Below are 26,487 nucleotides of genomic sequence, written 5' to 3' on the forward strand. Positions count from 1 at the left end.
CGTCACCGCGGCGTCGCGATCGCCCGGAACGCCGCCTCGTGGGCGCGGCGCCGGTCCTGGTCCCGCCGGAAGACCTCCCGGGCGACCTCGGTCAGCGCGGCCGCCGGGGCGTGCAGGTCCAGCCGGCTGGCCTCCGCGACCTGCTTCGCCCAGGCGGCGGGGATCACGGCCTCGCCCCCGAGGGCCCCCGCGACGGCGCCCGCCATGGTGGCGATGGAGTCGCAGTCCCGGCCGTAGTTGACGGCCCCGAGCACGGAACCCTCGTACGCCCCGTCGGCCACCAGCAGCATGCCGAGCGCGATCGGGAGCTCCTCGATCGCGTGGAGCCGCGACGGCCGCCGGGCGCCGAGCGAGGGCTTGCGGTAGTCCGGGCCGACCGAGTCGTACGGGGCGACGGCCGCCCGCAGAGGGACCAGCGCCGATTCGAAGTCCCGGTGCTGCGAGGCCACTTCGCGAACCGCCGCGATGGCCTCGCGCGTACCGTCCTTGGCGAGGGACAGGGCCGTGTCGACCACCGAGGCCGCCGTCGCCCCCGGCACGCACGCCGCGGCCACCGCCGCCGCGAACACGCCCGCCGCCTCCCGCCCGTACGAGGACTGGTGCGCGCCGGCGATGTCCAGAGCCTCGGCGTACGCGTGCGCGGGATCGCCGGCGTTGACGAGTCCGACCGGCGCCACGTACATCGCCGCACCGCAGTTGACGATGTTGCCGGTGCCCGCCTCGCGCGGATCGGCGTGGGCGTAGTGCAGCCGGGTCACGATCCACTTCTCGGCCAGGAAGACGCGCTGGAGGGGGAGGGCCTCGGCTTCGAGCTCCGGGATCCAGCGGGGGTTCGTCATGAGGTCAGGGACCAGGTGTTCGGCGATCGCGTACGCGTCCAGGTGGTCCCGTACGGCCTCGTAGACCCGTACCAGCGCGTGCGTCATGAGGGTGTCGTCCGTGACGTGTCCGTCGCCCTTGTGGTACGGGGCGATGGGCCGGGCGGTGCGCCAGTTCTCGTACCAGGGGCCGACGATGCCGTGCACGCGGCCGCCGTGCCGCTCGACGATCTGGTCCGGGGACCAGCCCTCCACGGGGCCGCCGAGGGCGTCGCCGACGGCGGCCCCGATCAGGCAGCCGGCCACCCGGTCGTCGAGCGTGAGGGGCGTGTGGGTCATGTCCGAATCATCCCTTGGGGGTTGGGGTTTTTGGGGGAGGTGAGTTCCGTACGGGTCAGCAGCGCGGCGAGTTCGACGAGGTCGGTGCCGGCGAGCCGGGGGAGGGCGCAGCCGGAGAGGGTGCGGCAGGCCTCGCGCCAGGCGGCGGGGAGGGAGTCGCCGCCACCGAGGGTGCCGGTGAGGGCGCCGGCCAGGGCGGGGGCGGAGTCCGCGACGCGGGAGAGGCAGGCGGCCGCCGGGACGGCCTCGGAGACCTTGCCGCGGGCGGCGGTGGCGAGGGCGAGGGCCACGGGGACGGTCTCGGCGGCGGCGATGCCGTAGCTGTAGACGTGGTCGACGATCTGGTGTTCCAGGAGCGGAACGATGGCGAAGGCGCCGCCGGGCGCCTCGGTGCGGGCGAGTTTGACGGCGTGGCGGGCGTTGCGGCCGATCTCCGTGGCGGCGGGGAGCTGTTCGAGGGCGGCGTCGACGGCCGTGTCGGTGTCGGCGCCGGTGAGGGCGGTGGCGATGGCGGCGGCCATGGCGCGGGCGCCGTGGACCCCGTCGCCGTCCTGGGTGTAGCGGGCGTCGAACTCGGCGAGGTCCGCGGCCGCGCGGGGGTCGCCGGGGTGGACCACGGCGAGGACGCAGGCGCGGATGCAGGCGGCGTCGTCGAAGTAGTGCGGGTTGTCGTGGCCGGTGGCGGGCGGGCGGAGCCCGGCGGCGAGGTTGCCGAGGCCGGCCCGGACGGAGATCCGGGCACGCAGGGGGAGCACGGCCGACTCCACCTCGGGGGCACGTTCGGCCGCCGCGGCGACCTCGGAGGCCAGGGCGTTCCAGGCCAGGTCGATGGCCGCGCGCATCCGGCGCGACCGGCTGAGGTCGCTGAGCAGCACCCCGGCGGCCGTCAGCACGGACTCGGCGGCGAAGGCGGCCCACTCGGCGTCGTCGGAGGGGCCGAGGCGCAGGGGCTCCGGGGGCTGGTTGAGGGCGATGGGGACGGGGAGGGTGGTGGTGGCGTTCTGCTCGGCGAAGGTGTCGAGCTCGCGGGTGAGGCGGCGGGTCCACTCGGGCATCCGGCTGGCCCGGTGCCGGGCGGCGGGCCACCCGGCGGCGTCGCCCGCGGCGAGGCCGAGCAGGAGCCCCTCGATGCGGCGCGGGCCGGCCGGCTGGGGCGTGTCGGTGCGGGGGGCGGGGTCCGACGGGGCCGGGGCGGGTGCGGTGCCCGTGGGCGGTGCCTGCGGGGAGGGGGCGGCCGTGGCGGAGTGGGTTCCCGTGGGCGGTTCCTGCGGGCCGGCCAGGGCCGTTGCGGTGTGCGTCGGAGTCGGCGTCTGCGCAGTGGGGCGGGCCGGGGCGGAGTGTGTGCCGCTGCCGGGGCTTTGGGCCGGGGCCGTGCCGGTACGGGCCTGCGGGCGCGGGCCCTCGGCCAGGTCGCCCGGGGGCGCGGCGGGGGCGGGGCTGTCTCCCGCTCGGCCCGTTCCCGGAAGCGGGGGCAGGCCCTGGGGCACCCGCCCGGCGGCCGGTGGATGCCGGGCGGGGGTCGTGCCGGACCCCCCGGGGGCCCGGGCTTCGGCCGGGTGGTCCGGGCCGGGGGCGGCGGTGTCCGGCCCCCCGGGGGCCAGGGCTGCGTGGGCCGGATCCGGCACCGGGGCGGCGTCCGCCCGCACGGCCGGGGCCCAGGCCGGACAGGGCCGGCCGGGGCCCGAGAGGGTCTCCGCCGGGCGGGGCGATGCGCCGGGGCGTGCGGCGGGGTCCGGCCGCGGGACCGGGTTCTCGGTCGTGCGGGCCGGCTCTCCGGGGCCCGGGGCGGCCGCGGCCGGGCGGGTCGGGTCGGCGGGGTCCGGCGTGGAGGAGGCCGGGCCGGGTGGGTCGGTGACGCCGGGGGCGGCTTCGGCCGGGCAGGGCTCCCCGGGGCCCGGGGCGGGCTCGGGCGGGCGGGGTGGGTCGGTGGCGGCGGGGTTCGAGGGGGAGAGGGGTGGGGTCATCGGGGGGTCTCGGCTTCCGGGGTGAGGAGGTCCGCGATGTCCAGGACGTGGTAGCCCCGCATCGAGGGGAGGCAGCTGCCCCGGACCGGGCCGATGGCCGACGCCCAGGCGGCGGGGATGTCGGGGGCGCCGGACATGGCGCCGGCGAGGGCGCCCGCCACCGCGGCGGTGGTGTCCGCGTCCCGGCCCATGTTCACGGCGGTCAGCACCGACCCCGCGAAGTCCCCGCGGCACGCGGCGAAGGCCCCGAAGGCCAGGCCCACCGCCTCCGGGGCCAGGTCCGTCCAGGGGTAGCCGCCGATGACCACCGCCGACCGCACCGCCCGTTCGCCGCGCGGGGCGGCCGTGACCGCCCGGCGCAGGGAGCGGGCCGTCCAGGAGTCGGACGGGATGACCGACAGGGCCGCCGAGATCACGGAGGCGGGCGAGCCCCCGGCCATGGCGGCCGCGACACCCGCCGCGACGGCCTGGCCGCCGTAGATGCCCTCCCCGTCGTGGCTGACCGAGCCGTCGATGGCCACGAGCCGGGCCGCTTCCGCCGGACGCCCCGCCGCGAAGACCCCGAACGGGGCCGCCCGCATCGCCAGCCCGTCGGACCAGGCGTGCCGGTGCTGCGCCGAGATGGGGGCGGCGAGGCCGCGGCGGAGGTTCTCCAGCGTGCCGCGCTCCGAGAAGCCGGCGCCCCGGAACGGGCCCTCGTCCAGGTCCGCGATCCAGTGGTGCCAGGCACGCTCGACGTGGGACACGGTCAGGGCGGAGCCGTGCCGGGCCAGCAGCAGGCCGGAGAAGATCGCGTACTCGGTGTCGTCCGTGCCCGCCGGGTCATCGGAGACGAAGCCCTCGATCCGCCCCCATTTCGCCCGGATCTCCGAGGGCTTCATGTTCTCCGCGGGGGCGCCCAGCGCGTCGCCCACCGCGAGTCCCAGAAGAGCGCCCCTGGCCCGTTCGAGGAGGACCTGCGGATTGCATGCAATCAGCTCCATGGCGCGCCTCTCCATTTGATGGGACTCATGATGAGCCCTTGGGGGATTTGTGCCATGGCATGTGGTTTGTCGCTTGCCGCGAAACGCCCCCAGAACACCCCCGTCACCCGGTCGCCGACCCGCGAAACCCCAGGTAAGTACGGCCTTCCTTGCTGGCGGGCGGCAAAAATCGTGCGTAGTTTCGAGGTGTTCAGGGGGAGTGGATTCCTGCGCGTCGCCTTCGCGTACCCACTCGCAAGAAAAGGGGAGATAAGCCGTATGTCCATCATCGACACCGAAGCACCGCTTCACACCGCCCACCGCGACAACCACACCCACCGTGACGTCAACGGCGGATGGCTGCGGCCGGCTGTTTTCGGTGCCATGGACGGGCTCGTCTCGAACCTCGCCCTGATGACCGGAGTGGCGGGCGGCGCGGTCGCGCCGCAGACCATAGTCATCACCGGCCTCGCCGGTCTGGCGGCCGGCGCCTTCTCGATGGCGGCCGGTGAGTACACCTCGGTCGCCTCGCAGCGCGAGCTCGTGCTGGCGGAGCTCGACGTCGAGCGCCAGCAGCTGCGCAAGCACCCCGTCGACGAGATGGAGGAGCTGGCCGAGCTGTACGTCTCGCGCGGCGTCGAGCCCGCCCTGGCGCGCGAGGTCGCGATGCAGCTGTCCCGCGACCCGGAGCAGGCGCTGGAGATCCACGCCCGCGAGGAGCTCGGGATCGACCCCGACGACCTGCCCTCGCCGGCCGTCGCCGCGGTCTCGTCCTTCGGCTCGTTCGCGCTGGGCGCGCTGCTGCCCGTACTGCCGTACCTGCTCGGTGCGACCGCGCTGTGGCCGGCCGTGCTGCTGGCGCTGGCCGGGCTCTTCGCCTGCGGCGCGGTGGTCGCCCGGGTCACGGCCCGGTCCTGGTGGTACAGCGGGCTGCGGCAGCTGGTCCTGGGCGGTGCGGCCGCCGGTGTGACGTACGTCCTGGGAAGCTGGATCGGCGGCGCCATAGGCTAACCGGCGCAGGAGTGAGACACTATGCGGTAGGCAGCATAAGTAGTCCGTTACCCGGCGGTTTCAATTCCGTGTCAGCCGGGCATCAGACCAGGGCGTCCGGGCAATGGTGCCCGCCCCGCGCCGGGACCTTCGACCCGTGATGCGTCCACGGACGTCCATCGAACCTCCGCGAAGGTCCCCCTTCTCCTGCTTCGTGCAGTGTCCGCATGCTGGAACGCGATATCCGCTTCTCGGGATTGGCGTCATCATGTAACCTGCACGAAATTTCGCAGAGGGCCAACGTCGTCCCTCGGCTATGCACATATGCCACGACGACGACGGGAGAGCCGATGCGTTCCGCATCCACGCACTCCGCGACCGGCCTCAGCAACACCGCCTGGTCGCCCATGGACGGTCGCCCCGCCCAGCAGGGCATGTACGACCCGCGCAACGAGCACGACGCCTGCGGCGTCGGCTTTGTGGCCAACCTCAGCGGCGAGGCCAGCCACACGCTGGTCGAGCAGGCGCTGACCGTATTGCGGAACCTCGAGCACCGCGGCGCCACCGGCTCCGAGCCGGACTCGGGCGACGGCGCCGGAATCCTTTCCCAGGTGCCCGACGGCTTCCTGCGCGAGGTCGCCGGATTCGAGCTCCCCGAGGCCGGCGCGTACGCCGTCGGCATCGCCTTCCTCCCCGCCGACGGCACCGCACAGGCCGTCGCCGTGGAGCAGATCGAGGCCATCGCGGCCGAGGAGAACCTGACGGTTCTCGGCTGGCGCGAGGTCCCGGTCACCCCCGACCTGCTCGGCAACGGCGCCCGCGCCACCATGCCGGCCTTCTCGCAGCTCTTCGTGACCGGGGGCACCTCCCGGACGGAGTCCGGGGGAGGCAGCACGGGCATCGAGCTGGACCGCAAGGCCTTCGTGCTGCGCAAGCGCGCCGAGCGCGAGGCCGGGGTGTACTTCCCCTCGCTCTCCGCCCGCACGATCGTCTACAAGGGCATGCTGACCACCGGCCAGCTGGAGCCCTTCTTCCCGGACCTCTCCGACCGTCGCTTCGCGTCGACGCTCGCCCTGGTCCACTCCCGGTTCTCGACGAACACCTTCCCGTCCTGGCCGCTCGCCCACCCGTACCGCTTCGTCGCGCACAACGGCGAGATCAACACGGTCAAGGGCAACCGGAACTGGATGAAGGCCCGCGAGTCCCAGCTCGCCTCCGACGTCTTCGGCGACGGCGCGCTGGACCGGATCTTCCCGATCTGCACCCCGGACGCCTCCGACTCGGCCTCCTTCGACGAGGTCCTGGAGCTGCTCCACCTCGGCGGCCGGTCGCTGCCGCACAGCGTGCTGATGATGATCCCGGAGGCGTGGGAGAACCACACCTCCATGGACCCGGACCGCCGCGCGTTCTACCAGTACCACTCCACGATGATGGAGCCCTGGGACGGCCCGGCCTGCGTCACCTTCACCGACGGCACCCAGGTCGGCGCGGTCCTCGACCGCAACGGTCTGCGCCCCGGCCGCTACTGGGTCACCGACGACGGCCTCGTCGTCCTCGGCTCCGAGGTCGGCGTGCTCGACATCGACCCGGCCAAGGTCGTCCGCAAGGGCCGCCTGCAGCCCGGCAAGATGTTCCTCGTCGACACCGCCCAGAAGCGGATCATCGAGGACGACGAGATCAAGGCCGAACTGGCCGGCGCCGCTCCGTACGCCGAATGGCTGGAGACCGGCGAGATCGAGCTGACGGACCTGCCCGAGCGCGAGCACATCGTGCACACCCACGCCTCGGTCACCCGCCGCCAGCAGACCTTCGGCTACACCGAGGAAGAGCTGCGCGTCATCCTCGCGCCGATGGCCCGTACGGCCGGCGAGCCCCTCGGCTCCATGGGCACGGACTCCCCGATCGCGGCCCTGTCCGAGCGCCCCCGGCTGCTCTTCGACTACTTCACGCAGCTCTTCGCGCAGGTCACCAACCCGCCGCTGGACGCCATCCGCGAGGAGCTCGTCACCTCGCTGCTGTCCTCGGTGGGCCCGCAGGGCAACCTGCTGGAGCCGACCGCCGCGTCCTGTCGCAGCGTCACCCTGCCCTTCCCGGTGATCGACAACGACGAGCTGGCCAAGCTCATACACGTCAACGCCGACGGCGACATGCCGGGCATGAAGGCCGCCACCCTGTCCGGGCTCTACCGGGTCTCGGGCGGCGGCGAGGCCCTGGCCGCCCGCCTGGAGGAGATCCGCGGCGAGGTCGACGCGGCCATCGAGAACGGCGCCCACCTGATCGTCCTCTCGGACCGTCACTCGGACGCCGAGCACGCGCCGATCCCGTCGCTGCTGCTCACCTCCGCCGTGCACCACCACCTCATCGCCACCAAGCAGCGCACCCAGGTGGGTCTGCTGGTCGAGGCCGGTGACGTCCGCGAGGTCCACCACGTCGCGCTGCTGATCGGCTACGGCGCGGCCGCCGTCAACCCGTACCTCGCCATGGAGTCCGTCGAGGACCTGCTGCGCGCGGGTACGTTCCTGTCCGGCCTGGAGCCGGAGCAGGCCATCAAGAACCTGATCTACGCGCTCGGCAAGGGCGTCCTGAAGGTCATGTCCAAGATGGGCATCTCCACCGTCGCCTCCTACCGCGGCGCCCAGGTGTTCGAGGCCGTCGGCCTGAACCAGGAGTTCGTCGACACGTACTTCGGCGGCACCGCCACCAAGATCGGCGGCGCCGGCCTGGACGTCATCGCCAAGGAGGTCGCCGCGCGCCACGCCAAGGCGTACCCGGTCTCCGGCATCGCCGCCACGCACCGCGCGCTGGAGATCGGCGGCGAGTACCAGTGGCGCCGCGAGGGCGAGCCGCACCTGTTCGACCCGGAGACGGTCTTCCGCCTCCAGCACGCCACCCGCAACCGCCGGTACGACATCTTCCGGCAGTACACGGACCGCGTGAACGAGCAGTCCGAGCGCCTGATGACGCTCCGCGGCCTGTTCGGCTTCAAGGGCGACCGCCCGTCGATCTCCCTCGACGAGGTCGAGCCGGTCTCCGAGATCGTCAAGCGCTTCTCCACCGGCGCCATGTCGTACGGCTCCATCTCCAAGGAGGCGCACGAGACCCTCGCCATCGCCATGAACCAGCTGGGCGGCAAGTCCAACACCGGTGAGGGCGGCGAGGACCCGGACCGCCTGTACGACCCGGCGCGCCGCTCCTCCATCAAGCAGGTCGCCTCCGGCCGCTTCGGCGTCACCAGCGAGTACCTGGTCAACGCGGACGACATCCAGATCAAGATGGCGCAGGGCGCCAAGCCCGGCGAGGGCGGCCAGCTGCCCGGCCACAAGGTCTACCCGTGGGTCGCCAAGACCCGGCACTCCACCCCGGGTGTCGGCCTGATCTCCCCGCCGCCGCACCACGACATCTACTCCATCGAGGACCTGGCTCAGCTGATCCACGACCTCAAGAACGCCAACCCGGTCGCGCGCATCCACGTGAAGCTCGTCTCCGAGGTCGGCGTCGGCACCGTCGCCGCCGGTGTGTCCAAGGCCCACGCGGACGTCGTGCTCATCTCCGGCCACGACGGCGGTACGGGCGCCTCCCCGCTCACCTCGCTGAAGCACGCGGGCGGTCCCTGGGAGCTCGGCCTCGCCGAGACCCAGCAGACCCTGCTGCTCAACGGGCTGCGCGACCGCATCGTCGTCCAGACGGACGGCCAGCTCAAGACCGGCCGCGACGTGGTCATCGCCGCGCTGCTCGGCGCCGAGGAGTTCGGTTTCGCGACCGCGCCGCTCGTCGTCTCCGGCTGCGTCATGATGCGCGTCTGCCACCTGGACACCTGCCCGGTCGGCATCGCCACCCAGAACCCGGTCCTGCGCGAGCGCTTCTCCGGCAAGCCCGAGTTCGTCGTCAACTTCTTCGAGTTCATCGCGGAGGAGGTGCGCGAGCTCCTCGCCGAGCTGGGCTTCCGCACGATCGAGGAGGCCGTCGGCCACGCCGAGCTCCTCGACACCAGCAAGGCCGTCACGCACTGGAAGGCGCAGGGCCTCGACCTCGAGCCCCTCTTCTACGTGCCCGAGCTGCCCGAGGGCGCGGTCCGCCACGCCCTGATCGAGCAGGACCACGGCCTGGAGAAGGCCCTCGACAACGAGCTGATCAAGCTCTCCGCCGACGCGCTGAACGCCGAGACCGCCGAAGCGGCCCAGCCGGTCCGCGCCCAGGTCGCGATCCGCAACATCAACCGGACCGTCGGCACCATGCTCGGCCACGAGGTCACGAAGAAGTTCGGCGGCGCGGGCCTGCCCGACAACACCATCGACCTGACCTTCACGGGCTCGGCCGGCCAGTCCTTCGGCGCCTTCCTGCCGAAGGGCGTCACCCTCCGCCTGGAGGGCGACGCCAACGACTACGTCGGCAAGGGCCTCTCCGGCGGCCGCGTCGTGGTCCGCCCCGACCGCGGCGCCGACCACCTCGCCGAGTACTCCACCATCGCCGGCAACACCATCGGCTACGGAGCCACCGGCGGCGAGATGTTCCTGCGCGGCCGCACCGGCGAGCGCTTCTGCGTCCGCAACTCCGGCGCCCTGGTCGTCTCGGAGGGCGTGGGCGACCACGGCTGCGAGTACATGACCGGCGGCCAGGCCGTCGTCCTGGGCGAGACGGGCCGCAACTTCGCGGCCGGCATGTCGGGCGGTGTCGCGTACGTCATCGACCTCGACCCGAACAGCGTCAACGTCGGCAACGCCGGGGCCGTCGAGACCGTACTGTCCGACGCCGACAAGCGGTGGCTGCACGACGTGGTGCGCCGCCACGAGGAGGAGACCGGCTCGACCGTGGCCGCGAAGCTCCTGGCCGACTGGGCCGTCTCGGTCGACCGCTTCAGCAAGATCATCCCGACCACCTACAAGGCAGTGCTCGCCGCCAAGGACGCCGCTGAGCTCGCTGGACTCTCGGAGTCCGAGACCACCGAGAAGATGATGGAGGCGGCGACCAATGGCTGACCCTAAGGGCTTCCTCACCACCCCCCGCGAGACCGCCTGTACCCGTCCCGTCGCCGACCGCGTCAAGGACTGGAACGAGGTCTACGTCCCGGGCTCGCTGCTCCCGATCATCAGCAAGCAGGCCGGCCGCTGCATGGACTGCGGCATCCCGTTCTGCCACAACGGCTGCCCGCTCGGGAACCTGATCCCGGAGTGGAACGACTTCGCGTACCGCGAGGACTGGAGCGCGGCGTCCGAGCGCCTGCACGCCACGAACAACTTCCCGGAGTTCACGGGCCGCCTGTGCCCCGCTCCGTGCGAGTCGGCGTGCGTGCTCGGCATCAACCAGCCGGCCGTCACGATCAAGAACGTCGAAGTCTCGATCATCGACAAGGCCTGGGACAACGGCAACGTCACCCCGCAGCCGCCGGAGCGCCTCTCCGGCAAGACGGCAGCCGTCATCGGCTCCGGCCCGGCGGGTCTGGCCGCGGCCCAGCAGCTGACCCGGGCCGGCCACACCGTGGTGGTGTACGAGCGCGCGGACCGCATCGGCGGTCTGCTGCGCTACGGCATCCCCGAGTTCAAGATGGAGAAGGTGCACATCAACCGCCGCATCGAGCAGATGCGCGCGGAGGGCACCAAGTTCCGTACCGGCATCGAGATCGGCCGCGACCTGAGCGCCACCGACCTGCGCAAGCGGTTCGACGCGGTGGTCATCGCGGCCGGCGCGACGGTCTCCCGCGACCTGCCGGTCCCCGGCCGTGACCTCAAGGGCATCCACTTCGCGATGGAGTACCTCCCCCTGGCCAACAAGGTCCAGGAGGGCGACTTCATGGCGCCGCCGATCACCGCCGAGGGCAAGCACGTGGTCGTCATCGGCGGCGGCGACACCGGTGCGGACTGCGTGGGCACCGCCCACCGCCAGGGCGCGGCCTCGGTCACGCAGCTGGAGATCATGCCGCGGCCGTCGGAGGAGCGGGCGGCCGGCCAGCCGTGGCCGACGTTCCCGATGCTGTACAAGGTCACCTCGGCCCACGAGGAGGGCGGCGAGCGGATCTACTCCGTCTCCACCACCCACTTCGAGGGCGACGAGGACGGCAACGTCCAGGCGCTCCACCTGATCGAGGTCGAGTTCAAGGACGGCAAGCTGGAGCAGAAGCCCGGAACCGAACGCGTCCTCCCGGCGCAGCTGGTCACCCTGGCGATGGGCTTCACCGGCACCGACCAGGCCAACGGCCTGGTGGAGCAGTTCGGCCTGGGCCTGGACGCGCGCGGCAACATCGAGCGCGACGCCGCGTACGCGACCAACGTGGACGGCGTCTTCGTCGCCGGCGACGCGGGCCGCGGCCAGTCGCTCATCGTCTGGGCGATCGCGGAAGGCCGCTCCGCCGCCCGCGGCGTGGACCGCTTCCTGACCGGCAGCAGCGCCCTCCCGTACCCGGTCAAGCCGACGGACCGCTCCATCACGGTGTAACCAAGCGAAACCCCCTCCCTCTCGGGAGGACCCCTCATACGGTCCGTACAACGGCGTACGGCACTCTGACACGGCGCCCGGCATGTCCCCGACCAGGGATGGCGGGCGCTGTGGCATGTGCGGTCGGGCCTCCATGCGCAGACGGTCGCGTTCGTCCGCCGACGGCATACGGGCCGTGACCGTCTCGACGGCCTTGACGCCCACGTACCCGAGTTCCGCGAGGAGGGTGACGGCGCCGCCACGGATCTTGCCGGCTGCCGCGAGGGGGGTGCCGGCCGCGATGGGGCCGGGGTAATAGGTGTCCGTCAACTCGCAGGGGATGCCGTCGAGTTCGATGAGACGCCTGCGCACGACCACCGCTTCGCCGACGATCGTGCCCAGCAGGTCCGCGACCTCGCCGGAGGCGGGCAGCCGCCCTCCCGTGTACCGGTCTGCCTTGCGGCTCCCACGGTATGCGCCGGGGCGGATACTTGGGCGATGGATCTTGACGTGGAGTGGGGGCTGCGGGCCGCGGAGGCGGGGGACGTGGAGGCGGTGGCCGAGCTGAGGGCCGTCGTCATGCGCGGGGACCTGGAGCGGCTCGGGCGGTACGACGAGCACCGGGTGCGGCAGCGGCTGCGGGACGGGTTCTCGCCGGAGTGCTCGTCCGTGGTCGTCGTGGGGGACGAGGTCGTCGGGTCCGTCACCGTACGGCCCGACGGGCAGGGGCTGCTGCTGGAGCACCTGTACCTGGACACCGCCCACCAGGGCCGGGGGATGGGGTCCGCCCTGCTGCGCGGGGTGCTGGAACGGGCCGACGCCGAAGGGGCGGACGTACGGCTGAACGTGCTGCGGGGGAGCGCCGCGCGGGCGTTGTACGAGCATCACGGGTTCGTCGTCGAGGCCCAGGACGAGGTGGACGTCTTCATGGTCCGGGCAGCCGCACGGTAGGCCGGTCCTCTCCCGGGAGCCGGCGGGCGGTCAGCGCGGCCAGCGCCGAGCGGCTGGTGAGGCCGGTCTTGCGGAAGATGTGCGAGAGGTGCGTGTCGACCGTACGCGGGCTCAGCCGAAGCCGCGCCGCGATCGCCGGGGTGGTGAGCCCCTCGGCGACCAGGGCCGCGATCTCCCGCTCCCGCCGGGTGAGGTCCGCCAAGGGAGCCGGGGGAGGGGCCTGGGCGGCGGGCCGCAGGAGGTCCGCCAGGCCCGTCAGCAGCCCGGCCCCGCCCGCCCCGGCCAGCCGTCGGCCCTGCTCCCACAGGGGCTCCGCCCCGGCCGCGTCCCCCGCCCGTTCCGTCAGCGACGCGCCCGGCAGCAGCAACAGCGCCTCCCACAGGGCTGCGCCCGAACGCCCCGCCTCCTCGGCCGCCCGTACGTACCGCTGCGCCGCCGCTGCCGGTTCCCCCCCCGGCCCGCCAGGTCCTGGCCCGCGCAGCGCAGGGCCGCGGCCCGCTGCGTGGGCAGCCCGAGCCGCTCCGCGTCCCGGTGCGCGAGGGAGGCTCACGCCTCGGCGCAGGCCAGGTCGCCGGTGGCGACGGCGGAGGTGACGACCGCCGCCGCGACCAAGCTGGTACCGGCCGGGGTGGCCGCCGCCATCTCCTGGAGCAGGTCGGCGACGCGGACGTGCTCCGGGCCGGGTTCTACGCCGACCTTCCCGAGCGGCTCCCGCGCATCCTGGAGCTCATGGGCGACGAGCGGCTCGGCTCGGTGGTCCGCACCGCCGCCGTGCGCGGACTCTGGGAAGAAGCCCTGGCCGTCGCCGCGATGGTCGGCGGCGAGCAGCGACGGCGGATCGCGGAGCTCACCGCCCGGCTCGACGGGGCCGAGCTCGATTCGCTCGTGCGGGTGACGCACGCCGAGGGCCTGTGGGAGGCGCTGCTCCCGCTCGTCGCCCTGCTCGGCGAACGGGACCGGACGGCCGTGGCCCGGCTGGAGTCGCTGCGCGATCCGCAGGTGCTGGCCGGGGTGGTACGGGCCGTCGCCGCGACCGGGCTGTGGGCGGAGTTCCCGCCCCTGGCGGGGGCGCTGCCCGAGGAGGGACGGAGGGCGGTGGCGGACTCCGCCGCCGGGCTCGCCGACACCGAGCTGGACGCGCTGGTACGGGAGGTCGACCGGCGGGACCTGTGGGAACTGGTGCTGCCGCTGGCCGAGCTGATGGACGAGGCGGGCAAGGAGCGGATCTTCGCGCTCCCCGCCTTCCAGGACCAGCCCGACCGGCAGGACGCACCCTAGGCCGTACGGCCCATCTGCGGGGCTCCTCGGCACAGTTGAGGGGCCCCGCCGTCTGGTAACTGTGGGCCCCATGCCCTCCCGAATGCTGCTGTTGCGCTGCCTGCTGGGCGCCGCCCTGCTGCTGCCCGCCCCGACCGCGCTCGCCGTCACCGCCGACGGCGCCGCCGACGGCCGCACCATCGACTACCGCGGGCTGCGGCTCACCGTCCCCGCCGACTGGCGGGTCGTCGACCTCGACCGGCACCCCGGCGCCTGCCTGCGCCTCGACCTGCCCACGCTCTACCTCGGCCACGCCGGCACCCAGGCCGAATGCACCGGCCGCGCCGTCGTCACCCGCGCCGACACCCTGCACCTGGAGCCCCTCGACGGCGCCCCGGCGCGCGCCGACGTCCCGACCCTCCCGGTGGAGCGGGGCGGCCCGCTCCCGCAGGACGACGGCGACAGCAACGAGCTGCGGTACGCCCTGCCCGGTGCCGGGCTGATGGCCACCGTCTCGTACGGGACCGCCCCCGACGCCGTACGCGACCTCCTGGAGCGCGCCCGCGCCGCGGCCGGCGGCGCCACCGCCCCCGGCGCGGCGGCCGACGCCGTGACCGCCGCCCTCCCGGCGCCCCGTAGCGCCCAGGAACCCTTCACCGGCCTCGGCTTCGACGCCTGCACCGCCCCCACCCAGGCGGCGATGAACGCCTGGCGGCAGGACTCCCCCTTCGGCGCCGTCGGCGTGTACATCGGCGGCCGCGCCCGGGCCTGCGCCCAGCCGCAGCTCACGTCCGGCTGGGTCCGCAAGCAGGCCGACGCGGGCTGGCACCTGATGCCGATCTGGGTGGGCCCGCAGCCCTGGCGCAGCGCCACCACCGGCCTGTCCACCGACCCCTCCGAGGCCAACGAGGAGGGCAAGGAGGCGGCCGAGGGCGCGGCCGACGCGGCCCGGTCGCTGGGCCTGGGGCAGGGCACGGTGATCTACAACGACCTGGAGCACTACACGGACCGGGCCACCTGGGACGCCCCGGTCGTGGCCTACCTCACCGCCTGGACGGTGCGCCTGCACGAACTCGGCTACAAGGCGGCGGCGTACGTGCACGCCGCCTCCGGGGTCCCGGCGCTGAGCGCGCACTACCACCAGGCCCCGGAGGCGATGCCGGACGTGCTGTGGGTGGCCCGCTGGAACAGCTCGGCCTCGGTCTCCGACGCCGATATGGGCCTGCCCGCCGGAACCCTCCAATGGGCGGGCCCGCGGCGGGCCCACCAGTTCCGCGGCGGCCACGACTCCACGTACGGCGGGGTCACGATCAACATCGACCGCAGTCAGCTGGACGTCGACCCGCGCGTCCTCGCCGTCCCCGGACCCGGCGGTGTCGTCCCCCTCAGCTAGCGGGACTGCCCAGGCCGCCGGGCGGGTCCTCGCGCGGCGGCTCGTCGTCGTTGCCCCGGCGCAGGGTGCGGATGCCGTGCGCCGGGGTCCATGTCCGGACCACCAGGTCGTCGCCGTCGATGCTGATGTGGACGACCTCCGTCAGATCCGCGTGGAAGAGGTCGAACGGGTGCGGGGACTCGGTCTCCTCCGCGTACCGGTGGAGCTCCGGCGGGTCCACGAGCTCCACCGCCCGCCCGGAGATCCGGACGTCCCCGCCCTCCATCTCCTCGCCCGCGCCCGGGTTGCAGTGCAGCGCGAAGCGCGGGTCGCGCCGCAGGTCCCTGCCCTTCAGGGAGCCGGCCATCATGCCGAGCCACAGTTCCCCGCCGCGGATGTCGACATTGAGGCCGGTCAGCCGCGGCGAGCCGTCCTTGCGGAGGGTGCCGAGGACATGGTGCGGGAACTGCGCGAAGCGGGCCTGGACCGTCGCCGCGAATTCCGGTTCCGCCTTCTCGAAGGCCGCCCAGTTGTTGATGGTTGTCATCCCTCCATCTAAGCGCGGAGCACTGACAGAGGCCCCTCAGACGCGCACGCCCCCGCCCGCCCTCCTCGGCCCGGGCCGGCGCGCCTACGGCTGCTTGCCGCGCTCCGCCGTGAGCGCCTCGATGTCGTCGAGCATGGCCGCCGCCAGATCGCGCTCCGAGGCGTAGTACCGCTCGGCCCACTTCAGGGTCAGCGTCGGGTACGCCCAGGACGCCTCGTCCCTGGCACCCTCCACGTCCGCCACCGCGCGGCAGCGCATCATCTCCGCGAACTCCTGGTGCTGTACGAGGACTTCGCGCATCTGCTCCGGCGCCAGCAGGTGGCCGAGCCACAGCCGAAGCATCGGCCCGTGCTTGAGCACCGGCGGGTCGACCGGGGCCTCGCGCGCCCATTCCCGTACGGCCGTCATGCCCTCGTCGGTGATCCGGTAGACGCGCTTGTCGCGGGTTCCGGTCTCCTGGGCGACCATCCGCGAGGAGGCGTAGCCGGCCTTCTCCAGCCGCTTGAGCTCGCTGTAGATCTGGCTGAAGGACGGGCTCCAGTAGAAGAAGCGCAGCGACCAGTCCGACCATTTCTTCAGGTCGTAACCGGAGAGCTCCTCCCCGAAGGAGAGCAGCCCGAGCACAGCCCAGCTGGTCGCGGGGAGGGCGCGCCTGTTCGTCTCGTCTGCCACGCAGCGCAGTCTACGACCGGTCCCCGCGGTGCCCCTTCCCCCGGCAGGTTATGCCTGCTAGAAGTATGCCTAATCGAAAGAGCCGTACGGAGGGACTGGAGGGCCGAGCCGTGATCCCACTCGACGGGAAGATCGTCGTCATCACCGGCGCCGGACGCGGCCAGGGCGCGGCCGAAGCCCGGCTGTGTGCCGAGGCCGGAGCCCGGGTCGTCGTCACCGACATCCGGGAGGACGAGGGCCGCGAGGTCGCCGCCTCCCTCGGGAAACAGGCGCTGTACGTCCGCCACGACGTGGCCGACGCCGACAGCTGGGCCCAGGTCGTCCGCGAGGCCAGCGCCGCCTTCGGCACGATCTCGGCCCTCGTCAACAACGCGGCCCTGTGGCGCACCGCCCACGTGGAGCGCCAGGACCCCGCGGAGTTCGAGGCACTGCTGCGGGTCAACCTGCTCGGCCCCTTCCTCGGCATCCAGGCCGTCGCCCCCGTGCTGCGCGCCGCCGGAGGCGGCTCGATCGTCAACATCTCCTCCACCGCCGGACTGGTCGGGATACCCGGCCACGCGGCCTACGGATCCACCAAGTTCGGGCTGCGCGGACTGACCCGCTCGGCGGCGCTCGACCTGGCCGGCGACCGGATCCGGGTCAACTCCGTGCACCCCGGAGCCATCGACACCCCGATGATCTCCGCCGTGTCGGGGCAGGACTGGTCGCACGTACCGCTGGGCCGCATGGGCCGCCCCGAAGAGGTCGGGGAACTCGTCCTCTTCCTCTGCTCGGACGCGTCCTCGTACGTCACGGGCACCGAGTTCGCCGTCGACGGGGGGATGACGGCCCGATGAGCGACTCCCTCTCCCCGGAGGCCCGGCGGCTGTGCGACGCGATGGCCGCGGCCTTCCCCGGCCCCGGGGACGTGCAGGCGCTGCGGGCCGCGGTCGCCGCCGGCACACGCGCCCCCGGACCCGAGGTCGCCTCCGTACGGGACACCGACGCCTCCGGGGTCCCGGTCCGGGTGTACGACCCCGCTCCCGGATCCACCGGGCGGCCGCTGGTCGTCTACTTCCACGGCGGCGGCTGGGTGATGTGCGGCCTGGACACCCACGACGCCCTCTGCAGGGAACTCGCCGCCGCCTCGGGCGCCGTGGTCGTCTCCGCCGACTACCGCCTGGCCCCCGAACACCCCTGGCCCGCCGCGCCGGACGACGCCCTGACCGTGCTGCTGTGGGCCCGCGCCCGGGCCGGCGCACTGGGCTGCGACCCCGACCGGGTGACCGTCGCCGGGGACTCCAGCGGCGGCAACCTGGCGGCCGTCACCGCGCTGCGGGCCCCCGGACTGGTGGCGGGACAGCTGCTGTTCTACCCGCCGCTGGACGCGGCCATGGACTCCGCGTCCGTGGAGACGTACGGGGAGGGCTGCTTCCACACCGCCGCCCACATGGCCTGGTACTGGGACCAGTACGGCGGAGACCCGGCCCACCCGCACGTATCCCCGCTGCGCGCCGCCGACCTGTCGGGCCTGCCGCCCACGCTGATCGTCCTGGCGGACTGCGACGTGCTGCGGGACGAGGGGCTGGCGTACGGGCGCCGGCTGGCGGAGGCGGGCGTCGACTGCGGAATCCTCTTGTACCCGGGGGTCTTCCACGGCTTCCTGGGCGCCCCCCTCCCGGCGGCCCGCGCAGCCGTTGCCCTGGCCGGGCGGTGGACGGGGTTCGGGGTGTCCCCGGTACCCCGGGCCTGATCTGCCGGTGCCCTGGCCGGGCGGTTTCCTCGGTTCGGGGTGTCCCCGGTACCCCGAGCTGCAAACCTGATCACGGGGCCACGGGGGCACCCCCGACCCCCAACCCCCGCCCCGGCGGGGGAGAATGGGCCCCGTGACCACACCCCGCGCACGATCTTTCGACGCCGCCGCCGCGCAGTACGCCGCGCACCGGCCCGCCTACCCCGAGGCCCTGTTCGACGCCCTGGAAGAGCTGGGCGGCCGCCCGCTCGCCGGTGCCCGCGTCGCAGACGTCGGCGCCGGGACCGGCATCGCCACCGCCCTGCTGCAGGCCCGCGGGGCGCACGTCGTCGCCGTCGAACCCGGTGACGGAATGGCCGCCGAACTCCGCCGGGCCCACCCCTCGATCCCGCTCGTGCGCGGCGACGGTGACCGGCTCCCGCTCGTCACCGCCGGCTTCGACCTGCTCACGTACGCACAGGCCTGGCACTGGACGGACCCCGCCCGCTCCGTCCCCGAGGCCCGCCGCGTGCTGCGGCCCGGCGGGGCGCTGGCGATCTTTTGGAACGACATAGACGAGTCGGTGCCGTGGGTCGCCGCCCAGGGCGCCCGGATCCGGGCGCTGTTCGGCGCGGAGGGCGTCAGCTTCCGTACCCTGCCCGCCGGCATCGACTCCGGCTTCCGCTCCCGCAGCGTCTCCTGGTCCCGCCGGGTCACCCTCGAAGACCACCTCGCCAACCTCGCCAGCCACTCCGCCTTCCTCCTCCTCGGCGAGCCCGGCACCAGGGAGTTCGTGGACGCCGAGCGGGCACTGCTGAGCGAGCGGTTCCCCGACGGGACGGTCGAGGAGCCCTACGTCACCAGCCTCCACGTGACGGTCATGTGACAGCGGCCCGCCTAGCCCCCCGGCCGCCCGGCCCCGGCTCCCCGCAGCACCTCCGCCCGGCACGCCGGCGCCGTTCCCCACGCGTCGCGCAGCGGGCGGGCCTTGCGCAGCCACAGGGAGAGGTCCAGCTCCTCGGTGTAGCCGACCGCCCCGTGGAGCTGGAGGGCCGTGGCGGCCGCCGCGTACGAGGCCTCGCCCGCGGTGAGCTTCGCCGCCGCGACATCGCCCGCGCCGAGGGACAGGGCGGCGGCCCAGAGCAGCGGCCGGGCGAACTCCAGGCCCAGCAGCGTGTCCGCCAGCCGGTGCTTGACCGCCTGGAAGCCGCCGATCGGCGTCCCGAACTGGGTGCGCTGCTTGGCGTACTCCACCGTCCGTGCCAGCAGCGCCTCCCCGACCCCCAGGCACTGGGCCGCGGTCAGCAGGCGCGCCCACCGCAGGGCGGTCTGCGCCGCGGCCGTCACGGCCGGTCCGGCGGCCAGCAGTTCCCCGCCGGGGTCCGGCGCGTACAGCCGGCGCGCCGGGTCCGTCGACGGCAGCAGTTCGCCGCGGCCGCCCGCCAGCCGCAGTTCGCCGGCGTCCGACACGGTGAAGCAGTACGTCGCCGCGTCCGCGTCCAGGGCGTACGGCCCCCCGCCCGGCAGGGTCACGGTCGCCGAGGTCTCGCCCGCCACCAGGCCGGGCAGGAAGCGTTTGGCCACCGCCTCGTCGGCCAGCTCCGACAGCAGCACCCCGGCTGCCGCCGTCTCCACCACCGGCCCCGGCATTCCGGCCCGCCCCAACTCGACGAAGGCGAGCGCCAGTTCCGGCGCCAGCGGCCCCACCCCGCCGTACGCCTCGTCGGCGGCCAGTGCGAACAGCCCCGTATCGGCCAGCCGGGTCCAGAGCGCCCGCCCGGGGGCCTGGTCCCCGGCGCTCCAGGCCCGTACGGCCGCCGGGACAGCGGCGGAGCCGAGCAGTGCGTGCAGGGTGCGGGCGAAGTCGCGCTGCTCGTCGGTCGGCAGGAAGCGCATCAGCGGCGGCCCTTCGGAAGGCCGAGCAGCCGCTCGGCGATGATGTCGCGCTGGATCTCGTTGGTGCCCGCGTAGATCGGCCCGGCCAGTGAGAAGACCCACGGCTCGGCCCACTCGCCGTCCGCGCGTTCCGCGTCCGGGCCCAGCAGGTCCAGCGCCGTCTCGTGCAGGGCGATGTCGTACTGGGACCAGAACACCTTGTTGAGGCTGGACTCGGCGCCGATCGTCTCGCCCGCCGCGAACCGGGAGGCGTTGGCCCAGGTGAACAGCTCGTAGGCGCGCGCCCCGACCACCGCGTCCGCCACCCGGTCCCGCATCGCGGTGTCGCAGGGGTCCGCCCGCGCGCGCCACAGCGACAGCAGCCGGTCCGCCGCCGCCAGGAAACGGCCCGGCGAGCGCAGGGTCAGGCCCCGTTCGTTGCCCGTCGTGGACATCGCGATCCGCCAGCCCTGTCCCGGCTCCCCGATGACGTCCTCGTCCGGTACGAAGACCCGGTCCAGGAAGAGTTCCGCGAAGGCCGGCTTCCCGTCGAGGCGGCCGATGGGCCGCACCGTGACCCCCGGGGCCCGCAGGTCGAACATCAGGTACGTCAGCCCCTGGTGCGGTTTCGGCGCCTGCGGGTCCGTCCGGAAGATGCCGAAGGCGCGGTCCGCGAACGCCGCCCGGGAGGACCAGGTCTTCTGCCCGGACAGCAGCCAGCCCCCCTCGGTGCGGACCGCCTTCGACTTCAGCGAGGCCAGGTCGGAGCCGGACTCGGGCTCCGACCAGGCCTGGGCCCAGATCACCTCGCCGCCGGCCATGGAGGGCAGCACCCGCGCCCGCTGCCGCGCCGTGGCGTGGTCGAAGAGGGTCGGCGCGAGCAGGTTGATGCCGTTCTGGGAGACCCGGCCGGGCGCGCCCGCCGCCCAGTACTCCTCCTCGAACACCAGCCAGCGTTCGATGTCCACGCCCCGACCCCCGTACTCCTCGGGCCAGGACACCACCGCCCAGCGGTCCGCGTGCAGCCGGGCCTCCCACTCCCGGTGCGCGGCGAACCCCTCGGCCGTCTCCAGCGAGGGCAGGGGCCGGGCCGGGACGTGGGTGCGGAGCCAGTCCCGGGCCTCGGCCCGGAAGGCCTCCACGTCCGCCGCGTGCGTGAGGTCCATCAGCTGTTCGCCTCCTTCGTGGCGGCGGTGCCGATGCCGCCGAGCGGTTCCGCCGCCGTCCTGGCGATGCGCCGCGCCGGCCGGCCGGTCTCCCGCGCCGGCCCGGCCCGCTCGACGACCCGCTCGGCCGCCCGGTAGCAGGCGTCGTCCAGGGCGCATGTCAGCGCGCTGTTCCGGGCGTTGCGGCAGCGGGGCCGGTTCACGGTCACGTGCGCGACCGGGCCGCGCCGCTCGTACGGCATCGCCGGGGCTTCGGGCTCGGCCATGCGGGGATCCTTCCCTAACAAGTGTTTGGTAGGTTAACGTACGGCCATGAGCGGCGTCGAGGAGTTCCGCACCGAGGTCTTCTTCGACGGCCCCCGCGCGGACGCGGGCTCGGACGAGATCCGGCGCCACACCACCGCCGAGCGGATCCTCGGCCTTCCCAAGGAGGTACGGGCGTGAACGCACCGCAGTACGTGACCGGGCACGGGCTGCTGGCCGGCCGGACCGCCGTGGTCACCGCGGCCGCCGGAGCCGGGATCGGCGGCGCCACCGCCCGCCGCTTCCTGGAGGAAGGCGCCGGCGTCCTCATCGGCGACGCCCACGCCCGGCGGCTCAAGGAGACCGAGCAGGCGCTGGCCGCGGAGTTCGGGGCGGACCGGGTGACCTCCCTGCCCTGCGACGTCACCGACGAGGAGCAGGTGCGGGCCCTGTTCGCGCTCGCCGAACACACCCACGGCGGCCTCGACATCGTCGTCAACAACGCCGGACTCGGCGGCACCGCCGCCCTCGTCGACATGACCGACGACCAGTGGGGCCGGGTCCTCGACGTCACCCTGAACGGCACCTTCCGCTGCACCCGCGCCGCCCTGCGCTCCTTCAAGGCGGCGGGCAAGAGGGCCGGCGAGGCGGTCGGCGAACCGGCCCGCACCGGCCGCGGGGTCGTCGTCAACAACGCCTCCGTGATCGGCTGGCGCGCCCAGAGCGGCCAGGCCCACTACGCCGCCGCCAAGGCCGGAGTGATGGCACTGACCCGCTGCGCGGCCCTGGAGGCGGCCGAGTTCGGCGTACGCGTCAACGCGGTCGCCCCGAGCCTGGCCATGCACCCGCACCTGGTGAAGGTCACCAGCGAGGAGCTGCTGGCCGAACTCACCGCCAAGGAGGCCTTCGGCCGGTACGCCGAGCCGTGGGAGGTCGCCAACGTCATCGTCTTCCTGGCCAGCGGCTACTCGTCGTACATGACGGGCGAGACCGTGTCGGTCAGCAGCCAGCACGCGTAGGCCGAGAATGGGCGCGTGCCAACGAACAAGAAGAAGCCACAGGTGACCGCGTCCCCCGAGCGCAGACGGGAACTCCTCGACACCGCCGCCGAGGTCTTCGCCGCCCAGGGGTACAACGCCACCACCGTCCGCAAGATCGCCGACGCCGCCGGGATGCTCGCCGGAAGCCTCTACTACCACTTCGATTCCAAGGAATCGATGCTCGACGAGATCCTCTCGGCCTTCCTGACCGAACTGTGGGCCGGCTACGACACCGTCCTCGCCGCCGGTCTCGGTCCCAGGGAGACCATCGAGGCCCTGGTCACCGAGTCCTTCCGCGAGATCGACCGGCACCGCGCCGCCGTCGCGATCTACCAGAAGGAATCGCGGCACCTGTCCGCCCAGCCCCGCTTCCACTACCTGTCCGACTCGCAGCAGAAGTTCGAGAAGGCGTGGCTGGGGACCCTGGAGCGCGGGGTCGCCGCCAAGGTCTTCCGGGCCGACCTCGACATCCGCCTCACCTACCGCTTCGTGCGCGACACGGTGTGGGTGGCGGCCTCCTGGTACCGGCCGGGCGGCCTGCACAGCCCCGAGGAGATCGCCCGCCAGTACCTGTCGATGGTGCTGGACGGGATCGCCCTGCGTACGTAACCGACCAAAGGAGTCCCCATGCCCGAGGCCTACATAGTCGACGCGGTACGCACCCCCGTGGGGCGGCGCAAGGGAGGCCTGTCCGGGGCCCACCCGGCCGACCTCGGCGCCCACGTCCTGCGGGCGCTGATGGAGCGTTCCGGGGTGGACCCGGCGGCCGTCGAGGACGTGGTCTTCGGCTGCCTCGACACGGTGGGGCCGCAGGCGGGCGACATCGCGCGGACCGCGTGGCTGGCCGCGGGCCTGCCCGAGGAGGTGCCGGGGGTGACCGTCGACCGCCAGTGCGGTTCCTCCCAGCAGGCCGTGCACTTCGCGGCGCAGGGCGTGTTGTCCGGCACCCAGGACCTGGTGGTCGCGGGCGGCACCCAGAACATGTCGATGATCCCGATCGCCTTCGCCTCGCGTCAGGCGGCGGAGCCCCTGGGCTTCACCGAAGGCCCGTACGCGGGCTCGGCGGGCTGGCGGGCCAGGTACGGGGACGCGCCGGTGAACCAGTTCCACGGCGCGCAGCTCATCGCCGAGAAGTGGGGGATCTCGCGGCGGGACATGGAGGAGTTCGCGCTCGGCTCCCACCAGCGGGCGGTCCGGGCGATCGACGAGGGCCGGTTCGACCGGGAGATCGCGGCGTACGGGGACGTACGGGTGGACGAGGGCCCGCGCCGCGACACGACCCTGGAGAAGATGGCGGGCCTGCGGCCGGTGCTGGAGGGCGGCACGATCACCGCGGCGGTCTCCTCGCAGGTCTCGGACGGGGCCGCGGCGATGCTGCTCGCCTCCGAGCGGGCGGTCGGGGAACACGGCCTGACCCCGAGGGCCCGGATCCACCACCTGTCGGTGCGGGGCGAGGACCCGATCCGGATGCTGTCGGCGCCGATCCCGGCGACGGCCCACGCGCTGAAGAAGACCGGGCTGTCCTTGGACGACATCGACCTGGTGGAGATCAACGAGGCCTTCGCCCCGGTCGTGCTGGCGTGGCTGAAGGAGACGGGCGCGGACCCCGCCAGGGTCAACGTCAACGGCGGGGCCATCGCCCTCGGCCACCCCCTGGGCGCCACCGGCGTCAAGCTGATGACCACCCTCCTGCACGAGCTGGAGCGCACCGGCGGCCGCTACGGCCTCCAGACGATGTGCGAGGGCGGCGGCCAGGCCAACGTCACGATCATCGAGCGGCTGTAGCCCCGAGGGGGTGGCTTGCCGATCAGGCCGGGCTTGCCGATCGGGCCGGGCCCGCCCCTCGGGCCGGGCCCGTGGCGGCCGGGGTCACGTACGATGGGCCCCCCGGCGCACCGGGTCCGGCACCGGCGGCGAGGGCGCCCCGGAGTGAGGTCCCACACGCGCGGAGGCGCGCCCCTGTGGCGGTGTGCTAGCTTAGGTCTCGTTGCAGTTGTGGTACCCATGAACTTTATGTGCGCCTGACGGGAATGCTCCGACAGGCGCTTTAATTGTTTTTACCGGAGTCTCCGGATGGGGCCCTTGCCGCCTATTCAGGAGATTCAAAATGGCACTTGGCACCGTGAAGTGGTTCAACTCGGAAAAGGGCTTCGGCTTCATCGAGCAGGACGGTGGCGGCCCGGACGTCTTCGCCCACTACTCGAACATCGCCACCCAGGGCTTCCGTGAGCTCCAGGAGGGCCAGCGCGTGTCCTTCGACGTGACCCAGGGCCAGAAGGGCCCCCAGGCGGAGAACATCCTCCCCGCCAACTAAGTATTTCAGCTCGCCGGGGCCCGCACCGTGAGGTGCGGGCCCCGGCTTGTCTGCTGTTTCGACCTTGTTGTACCTGCCGGTTTCAGGAGGGCATTTCCGCATGACCAGCTCCAGCTCCGCACGACCCAGCCGCCGCCCCACCCGGGGCCGAGGTGCGGCCCAGGGACGTCCGAAGGCTGGCGCGGGACGGCAGAAGTCCGCCCCCGTGGCCAGGCCCCAAGAATTCACCATGCCCGAACCGCTGACCCCGGCGCTCCCGCCGGTCGCCGCGTTCGAGGACATGAACATGCCCGAGGCGCTGCTGAAGACCCTCGCCGTCCAGGGCGTGACCGAGCCGTTCCCGATCCAGGCCGCCACGCTGCCGAACTCCCTCGCCGGCCGTGACCTGCTCGGCCGCGGCCGCACCGGCTCCGGCAAGACGCTGGCCTTCGGCCTGGCGCTGCTGTCCCGCACCGCCGGCCGCCGCGCACAGCCGAAGCAGCCGCTCGCGCTGGTCCTCGTACCGACCCGCGAGCTCGCGCAGCAGGTCACCGACGCCCTGGCCCCGTACGCCACGGCCGTCAACCTGCGCATCGCGACCGTCGTCGGCGGCATGTCGATCAACCGGCAGTCGGGCGCGCTGCGCCGCGGCGCCGAGGTGCTCGTCGCCACCCCCGGCCGGCTCAAGGACCTCATCGACCGCGGTGACGCCGACCTCTCCCAGGTCGCCATCACGGTCCTCGACGAGGCCGACCAGATGACCGACATGGGCTTCATGCCGCAGGTCACCGCGCTGCTCAAGCAGGTCGAGCCCGAGGGCCAGACCATGCTGTTCTCCGCGACCCTCGACAAGAACATCGACAAGCTCGTCAAGATGTTCCTGCACGACCCGGTCGCCTTCTCCGTCGACCCGTCCGCGGGTGCGGTCAGCACGATGGAGCACCACGTCCTGTACGTCATGGACGAGACCGACAAGAAGGCCGTGGCGACGCGCATAGCCGCCCGCGACGGCCGGGTGATCATGTTCGTCGACACCAAGCGCGGGGTCGACCGCATGGTCAAGAAGCTCCTCGCGGACGGCGTGCGCGCCTCCGGCCTGCACGGCGGCCGCTCGCAGCCGCAGCGCAACCGGACCCTGGACTGGTTCAAGACCGGTGAGGTCACCGCGCTGGTCGCCACCAACGTGGCCGCGCGCGGCATCCACATCGACGACCTGGACCTCGTCGTCAACGTGGACCCGCCCACCGACCACAAGGACTACCTGCACCGCGGCGGCCGTACCGCCCGCGCCGGCGAGTCCGGCAGCGTGGTCACCCTGGTGCTGCCCGACCAGAAGCGGGACATGACCCGGCTGATGTCGGACGCCGGGATCTCCCCGCGCACCGCGCAGATCAAGTCCTCCGACGAGGAGCTGTCCCGGCTGACCGGCGCCAAGGAGCCCTCGGGCATCCCGGTGGTGCTGGACGTGCCGCAGCCGACCCCGCCGAAGCCGCGCAGCGCCGGCCGCTCCGGTTCGGGTTCCGGCTCCGGTGCCCCGCGCCGTCGCTCCGGCGGCGGCCAGGGCGGCGGCCAGGGCTCCTCCGGTACCTCGGCCGCTGCGGGCGAGGGACGCTCGCGCCGGGCACCCCGCTCCGCGGGCGGCCAGGGCGGCTCCGGCCAGTCCGGTACGCGCGGCCAGGGCGCCCCGGCGGGCTCCCGGGGCCAGGGCGGCGGCCAGGGCGGTGCCCGCACCGGCGGCGCCCCGGCGGGCGCCCGGCGTCGCTCCGGTGGCGGCCGTCCGGCGGCCGGGCGCGCCTGATCCGCGCGGGAATCCGCCGCAAGACACACCGGTACGCCGGGCAGCGCACTCGCGCGCTGCCCGGCGCTCCGCGTTCCGGCA

24 protein-coding genes and 1 pseudogene are annotated in these 26,487 nt (G+C 73.6%); 15 read left to right on the plus strand and 10 right to left on the minus strand.

Annotated features, from left to right (window positions below; genetic code table 11):
* Nucleotides 1–2: 2 nt before the first annotated feature.
* The 3 genes from ACZ4TG_RS24070 to ACZ4TG_RS24080 form a co-directional block, all read right to left on the minus strand.
* A complete protein-coding gene (locus tag ACZ4TG_RS24070) occupies nt 3–1,157 on the minus strand; it encodes an ADP-ribosylglycohydrolase family protein (RefSeq protein ID WP_468166091.1) in 1,155 nt (384 codons plus the stop codon).
* On the minus strand, nt 1,154–2,644 hold the full coding sequence (locus tag ACZ4TG_RS24075) for an ADP-ribosylglycohydrolase family protein (RefSeq protein ID WP_468166195.1): 1,491 nt from the start codon (nt 2,642–2,644) through the stop codon (nt 1,154–1,156). Before ACZ4TG_RS24075 ends, ACZ4TG_RS24070 begins: the two co-directional genes overlap by 4 nt.
* Nucleotides 2,645–3,117: 473 nt before the next feature.
* Nucleotides 3,118–4,104, minus strand: coding sequence for an ADP-ribosylglycohydrolase family protein (locus tag ACZ4TG_RS24080; RefSeq protein WP_468166093.1), 987 nt, complete (start codon nt 4,102–4,104; stop codon nt 3,118–3,120).
* A 258-nt stretch (nt 4,105–4,362) separates the two neighbouring features.
* On the opposite strand from ACZ4TG_RS24080, the gene ACZ4TG_RS24085 reads away from it, so the two are divergent.
* The 3 genes from ACZ4TG_RS24085 (at nt 4,363) to ACZ4TG_RS24095 (ending at nt 11,502) form a co-directional block, all read left to right on the plus strand.
* On the plus strand, nt 4,363–5,094 hold the full coding sequence (locus tag ACZ4TG_RS24085; RefSeq protein WP_468166095.1) for a VIT1/CCC1 transporter family protein: 732 nt from the start codon (nt 4,363–4,365) through the stop codon (nt 5,092–5,094).
* A 386-nt stretch (nt 5,095–5,480) separates the two neighbouring features.
* Nucleotides 5,481–10,049: a glutamate synthase large subunit gene (gene gltB / locus ACZ4TG_RS24090; RefSeq protein ID WP_468166197.1), complete on the plus strand. Its 4,569-nt coding sequence runs from the start codon at nt 5,481–5,483 to the stop codon at nt 10,047–10,049.
* The gene (locus tag ACZ4TG_RS24095) at nt 10,042–11,502 is read left to right on the plus strand and encodes a glutamate synthase subunit beta (RefSeq protein ID WP_468166097.1); all 1,461 of its coding nucleotides are present in this window, start codon (nt 10,042–10,044) and stop codon (nt 11,500–11,502) included. The genes gltB and ACZ4TG_RS24095 overlap by 8 nt, the downstream gene beginning before the upstream one ends.
* A gap of 135 nt (nt 11,503–11,637) precedes the next feature.
* Here the strand turns inward: ACZ4TG_RS24095 and ACZ4TG_RS24100 are convergent.
* Nucleotides 11,638–11,985: pseudogene (locus ACZ4TG_RS24100) on the minus strand (UTRA domain-containing protein); the annotation flags it as partial.
* Between ACZ4TG_RS24100 and ACZ4TG_RS24105 the strand changes: the two are divergent.
* Nucleotides 11,980–12,432 carry a GNAT family N-acetyltransferase gene (locus tag ACZ4TG_RS24105; protein WP_468166099.1) on the plus strand — a complete coding sequence of 151 codons (453 nt, stop codon included), beginning with the start codon at nt 11,980–11,982 and terminating at the stop codon, nt 12,430–12,432. The pseudogene ACZ4TG_RS24100 and the gene ACZ4TG_RS24105 sit on opposite strands and share 6 nt — an antisense overlap.
* Here the strand turns inward: ACZ4TG_RS24105 and ACZ4TG_RS24110 are convergent.
* On the minus strand, nt 12,407–12,799 hold the full coding sequence (locus tag ACZ4TG_RS24110) for a helix-turn-helix transcriptional regulator (protein ID WP_468166101.1): 393 nt from the start codon (nt 12,797–12,799) through the stop codon (nt 12,407–12,409). The genes ACZ4TG_RS24105 and ACZ4TG_RS24110 overlap by 26 nt on opposite strands.
* A 302-nt stretch (nt 12,800–13,101) precedes the next feature.
* Between ACZ4TG_RS24110 and ACZ4TG_RS24115 the strand changes: the two genes are divergently transcribed.
* Both ACZ4TG_RS24115 and ACZ4TG_RS24120 read left to right on the plus strand, forming a co-directional pair.
* Nucleotides 13,102–13,710 (plus strand): hypothetical protein, encoded by a 609-nt coding sequence (locus ACZ4TG_RS24115; protein WP_468166103.1) that lies wholly within the window; start codon nt 13,102–13,104, stop codon nt 13,708–13,710.
* Between the two features lie 70 nt (nt 13,711–13,780).
* Nucleotides 13,781–15,082, plus strand: coding sequence for a glycoside hydrolase domain-containing protein (locus tag ACZ4TG_RS24120; RefSeq protein WP_468166105.1), 1,302 nt, complete (start codon nt 13,781–13,783; stop codon nt 15,080–15,082).
* On the opposite strand, the gene ACZ4TG_RS24125 is transcribed toward ACZ4TG_RS24120, so the two are convergent.
* A complete protein-coding gene (locus ACZ4TG_RS24125; protein WP_468166107.1) occupies nt 15,075–15,608 on the minus strand; it encodes a pyridoxamine 5'-phosphate oxidase family protein in 534 nt (177 codons plus the stop codon). The genes ACZ4TG_RS24120 and ACZ4TG_RS24125 overlap by 8 nt on opposite strands.
* Before the next feature lie 84 nt (nt 15,609–15,692).
* The gene (locus tag ACZ4TG_RS24130; RefSeq protein WP_468166109.1) at nt 15,693–16,280 is read right to left on the minus strand and encodes a PadR family transcriptional regulator; all 588 of its coding nucleotides are present in this window, start codon (nt 16,278–16,280) and stop codon (nt 15,693–15,695) included.
* A 110-nt stretch (nt 16,281–16,390) separates the two neighbouring features.
* On the opposite strand from ACZ4TG_RS24130, the gene ACZ4TG_RS24135 reads away from it, so the two are divergent.
* The 3 genes from ACZ4TG_RS24135 to ACZ4TG_RS24145 all read left to right on the plus strand — a co-directional run bounded on the left by ACZ4TG_RS24135 (nt 16,391) and on the right by ACZ4TG_RS24145 (nt 18,877).
* Nucleotides 16,391–17,116, plus strand: coding sequence for an SDR family NAD(P)-dependent oxidoreductase (locus ACZ4TG_RS24135; protein WP_468166111.1), 726 nt, complete (start codon nt 16,391–16,393; stop codon nt 17,114–17,116).
* On the plus strand, nt 17,113–18,012 hold the full coding sequence (locus ACZ4TG_RS24140) for an alpha/beta hydrolase (RefSeq protein ID WP_468166114.1): 900 nt from the start codon (nt 17,113–17,115) through the stop codon (nt 18,010–18,012). The genes ACZ4TG_RS24135 and ACZ4TG_RS24140 overlap by 4 nt, the downstream gene beginning before the upstream one ends.
* Nucleotides 18,013–18,136: 124 nt before the next feature.
* On the plus strand, nt 18,137–18,877 hold the full coding sequence (locus ACZ4TG_RS24145) for a class I SAM-dependent methyltransferase (protein WP_468166116.1): 741 nt from the start codon (nt 18,137–18,139) through the stop codon (nt 18,875–18,877).
* Nucleotides 18,878–18,888: 11 nt separating this feature from the next.
* Here ACZ4TG_RS24145 and ACZ4TG_RS24150 read toward each other — a convergent pair whose 3' ends face one another.
* Genes ACZ4TG_RS24150 through ACZ4TG_RS24160 form a run of 3 tightly spaced genes read right to left on the minus strand, consistent with a single transcriptional unit; the run spans nt 18,889 to nt 21,298 of the window.
* Nucleotides 18,889–19,887, minus strand: a complete 999-nt coding sequence (locus ACZ4TG_RS24150; protein ID WP_468166118.1) for an acyl-CoA dehydrogenase family protein — start codon at nt 19,885–19,887, stop codon at nt 18,889–18,891.
* On the minus strand, nt 19,887–21,032 hold the full coding sequence (locus ACZ4TG_RS24155; RefSeq protein WP_468166120.1) for an acyl-CoA dehydrogenase family protein: 1,146 nt from the start codon (nt 21,030–21,032) through the stop codon (nt 19,887–19,889). Before ACZ4TG_RS24155 ends, ACZ4TG_RS24150 begins: the two co-directional genes overlap by 1 nt.
* A complete protein-coding gene (locus tag ACZ4TG_RS24160) occupies nt 21,032–21,298 on the minus strand; it encodes a hypothetical protein (RefSeq protein WP_468166123.1) in 267 nt (88 codons plus the stop codon). Before ACZ4TG_RS24160 ends, ACZ4TG_RS24155 begins: the two co-directional genes overlap by 1 nt.
* A 46-nt stretch (nt 21,299–21,344) precedes the next feature.
* Here ACZ4TG_RS24160 and ACZ4TG_RS24165 point away from each other — a divergent pair, with 46 nt between their 5' ends.
* From ACZ4TG_RS24165 to ACZ4TG_RS24190, 6 genes are all read left to right on the plus strand, one after another.
* Nucleotides 21,345–21,476, plus strand: coding sequence for a hypothetical protein (locus ACZ4TG_RS24165; RefSeq protein WP_468166125.1), 132 nt, complete (start codon nt 21,345–21,347; stop codon nt 21,474–21,476).
* Nucleotides 21,473–22,294, plus strand: coding sequence for an SDR family oxidoreductase (locus tag ACZ4TG_RS24170; RefSeq protein ID WP_468166127.1), 822 nt, complete (start codon nt 21,473–21,475; stop codon nt 22,292–22,294). The genes ACZ4TG_RS24165 and ACZ4TG_RS24170 overlap by 4 nt, the downstream gene beginning before the upstream one ends.
* A gap of 15 nt (nt 22,295–22,309) precedes the next feature.
* The gene (locus tag ACZ4TG_RS24175; RefSeq protein ID WP_468166129.1) at nt 22,310–22,924 is read left to right on the plus strand and encodes a TetR/AcrR family transcriptional regulator; all 615 of its coding nucleotides are present in this window, start codon (nt 22,310–22,312) and stop codon (nt 22,922–22,924) included.
* A gap of 18 nt (nt 22,925–22,942) precedes the next feature.
* Entirely contained in the window at nt 22,943–24,100 is a 1,158-nt protein-coding gene (locus tag ACZ4TG_RS24180; RefSeq protein WP_468166132.1) for an acetyl-CoA C-acetyltransferase, read from the plus strand.
* 322 nt (nt 24,101–24,422) lie between these two features.
* On the plus strand, nt 24,423–24,629 hold the full coding sequence (locus ACZ4TG_RS24185; RefSeq protein ID WP_030707191.1) for a cold-shock protein: 207 nt from the start codon (nt 24,423–24,425) through the stop codon (nt 24,627–24,629).
* A 100-nt stretch (nt 24,630–24,729) separates the two neighbouring features.
* A complete protein-coding gene (locus tag ACZ4TG_RS24190; RefSeq protein ID WP_468166134.1) occupies nt 24,730–26,406 on the plus strand; it encodes a DEAD/DEAH box helicase in 1,677 nt (558 codons plus the stop codon).
* Nucleotides 26,407–26,487 lie beyond the last annotated feature (81 nt).

It is taken from the genome of Streptomyces sp. NPDC028314 (genome assembly GCF_055565795.1).